Genomic DNA, 2,060 nt, shown 5'->3' with positions numbered 1-2,060 from the left:
CGGAATTGTCTGGCGGTGGGTTTGGCCCAGGGCTTTATTGAACCATTGGAAGCGACCGCCCTGATGCTGGTGCAGGAAACGGTTAACCGTTTTATTCAGCACTGGCAGGCGGGACAGCCCGCGCCAGGTGCCCAACAGGTGTTTAACCAGCAGATTAATAACCGTTTTGATGGTATTCGCGACTATATTGTTTGTCATTATAAGGTGAATAGCCGCACTGATACTGAATATTGGCGGGCTAATGCGGCCAATTCGCAGTTATCGGATTCGCTGCAGCAGTTGCTAGCGGCATGGCATAACGGCGATGCCTTAAGTAATGAAATTCGCCGCCAGCAAATCGGCCAGCACTATCCTTTAATGTCCTGGCAGTGCCTGCTAAGCGGCTACGGTGTTTTCCCCGAAAACAAAAGGTTATTGCCGTTACCACCGCAGCTGCAGCGTTATAACGCACAGCATATTGCTGACCAGTTGCAGCAGTTGGTAAAACAGCATTTCCCACATCAGATGACAAATGGCTAAACTGCTTGCACCTTAGGGGTCAGATCCAATTATTTCTTTTGATTAAAAATGCAGCGCAGCATGGCCTACTTTATTTCCGGGGTGAGATAAAGAGGCTCACTCATTCCGATAATAACGTTGCTGTTACTTGTCTTCTTTTGATGAATAGCGACGTGGTACCGAAGCGGTACTTGCATTTCATTTAACTCTGCTGACGAATACCGGGCACTTGTTGATAAAGGAGTGTCCCATTGTATTGCGACCGAACCATTTTCTGCCTTAATTTTGCACGGAGCTTTCTCTTTGGTTGTCGTGATCAGTGCATCGTTAGCGCTCGCAAATAACACTGAACAGGTATATAAACCGGCAATATCTTTATAGTCTTTAATACCGTAATCAAATTTAATATCTAATCGATGCTTGCCAGTTCCAGCCTTGCCCAGCTCAGTCACTACCAGATCTGTAATAACGGCCTGGCTATCGTTAATGGCTGCATAATCATTTGACGCACACCCTGCCAAAATGGCAATGGCAACAATGCTCAGCACCTTCTTCATCTCTTACTCCTTAACAACTTAGTATTAGCAATAACTGCGCTTTACAATAGATGAGTTAATTTCACGTTTTGTTAAAGAGCTGAAGTTACGTGATAACTTTTACCAAATCAACATAATTCTGGTGTGATATCTGGTACTAGCAAAGTAGTAAGAGCAAGTGGCCAAACGACAACCCTATAAAGAGTTAAGGTTGCCGTTTATCATGAAAAAATAGAGAAGTGTAGCTTAGCGTACCTGCAGCTGTAGCTTGTCACCTCGCCAGTGGGTTTTAACTTTTAGCTGTTTAGTGGCTTTATCATAGTAGGCCACGTTTTGCTGGCGGGCGAAGCGCTGCGGCTGGGCGACAATAGCAATAAACTGGCCGTTTACCGTGATGCGGCTGGCTTTGCCAGGCTGGTTATGCAGCACTACCGTTAACTCACGGCTTTCTGGCTTGCCAATGTAATCACCGCCGCTACGGCTAAATTCGAGCTTTTGCCCTGTTTCATCACTCAGCGCATAGAAATTTAGCAGCTCATAGTTACCGTTTTCAGTGCTGTTGGTGCTGCTGCCGTCGTCTTCATACATCTGGCCTTTGCTGCAACTAACAGTACTGTCGGCATAATAATGCACGGTTAGCGCCTTTGAGCTGTAGTCGCGGGTACTGGCCATTGGCTCAACCATTGGCACAAAGCTGCCGGCTTTTACCAATACCGGTATAGTATCAATGCTTACCGGTACGTCGGTTAGCTGGCCGCCCTGATAACGCTTGTCACTGAAAAAGTCGAACCAGACACCTTCGGGCATATTCACCGGCCAGCTGACCACGCCCGGTTGGGTAACCGGTGCCACTAAAAAGGCGTCGCCCCAAAGATAACTGTTGGTTTCGTCCATAAAGCCGGTATTGCTTTCATCGGCAAAAAATAACGGTCGCATTAACGGCATACCAGTCTCGCTGTGCTGCCAGGCCATTGTGTAAAGGTACGGTAATAACTGATAACGCAGGTTCAGGAAAGGGCGCAGGGT

3 protein-coding genes are annotated in these 2,060 nt (G+C 47.2%); 1 reads left to right on the top strand and 2 read right to left on the bottom strand.

The annotated features are described in order from the left end of the window. A partial coding sequence (locus ABY802_RS16760) for a tryptophan 7-halogenase (RefSeq protein WP_372628255.1) occupies positions 1 to 519 on the top strand: 519 nt, incomplete at its 5' end. A gap of 65 nt (positions 520 to 584) precedes the next feature. Here ABY802_RS16760 and ABY802_RS16755 read toward each other — a convergent pair. Together ABY802_RS16755 and ABY802_RS16750 are read right to left on the bottom strand one after the other, a co-directional pair. After that, complete coding sequence (locus tag ABY802_RS16755; RefSeq protein ID WP_372628254.1) at positions 585 to 1,055, bottom strand: hypothetical protein; 471 nt, start codon at positions 1,053 to 1,055, stop codon at positions 585 to 587. Between the two features lie 225 nt (positions 1,056 to 1,280). After that, positions 1,281 to 2,060, bottom strand: a 780-nt coding sequence (locus tag ABY802_RS16750; RefSeq protein ID WP_372628253.1) for a DUF5110 domain-containing protein, incomplete at its 5' end; no start/stop codon positions are given.

Source organism: Arsukibacterium sp., assembly GCF_041616895.1.
In the GTDB taxonomy this organism is placed as follows: domain Bacteria; phylum Pseudomonadota; class Gammaproteobacteria; order Enterobacterales; family Alteromonadaceae; genus Alishewanella.
This window is presented reverse-complemented; position numbering and strand designations above follow the sequence as displayed.

Bases quoted from the DNA above. Each gene is read 5' to 3' on its own strand.
- ABY802_RS16755 (WP_372628254.1), bottom strand. From the start codon at position 1,055: ATGAAGAAGGTGCTGAGCATTGTTGCCATTGCCATTTTGGCAGGGTGT.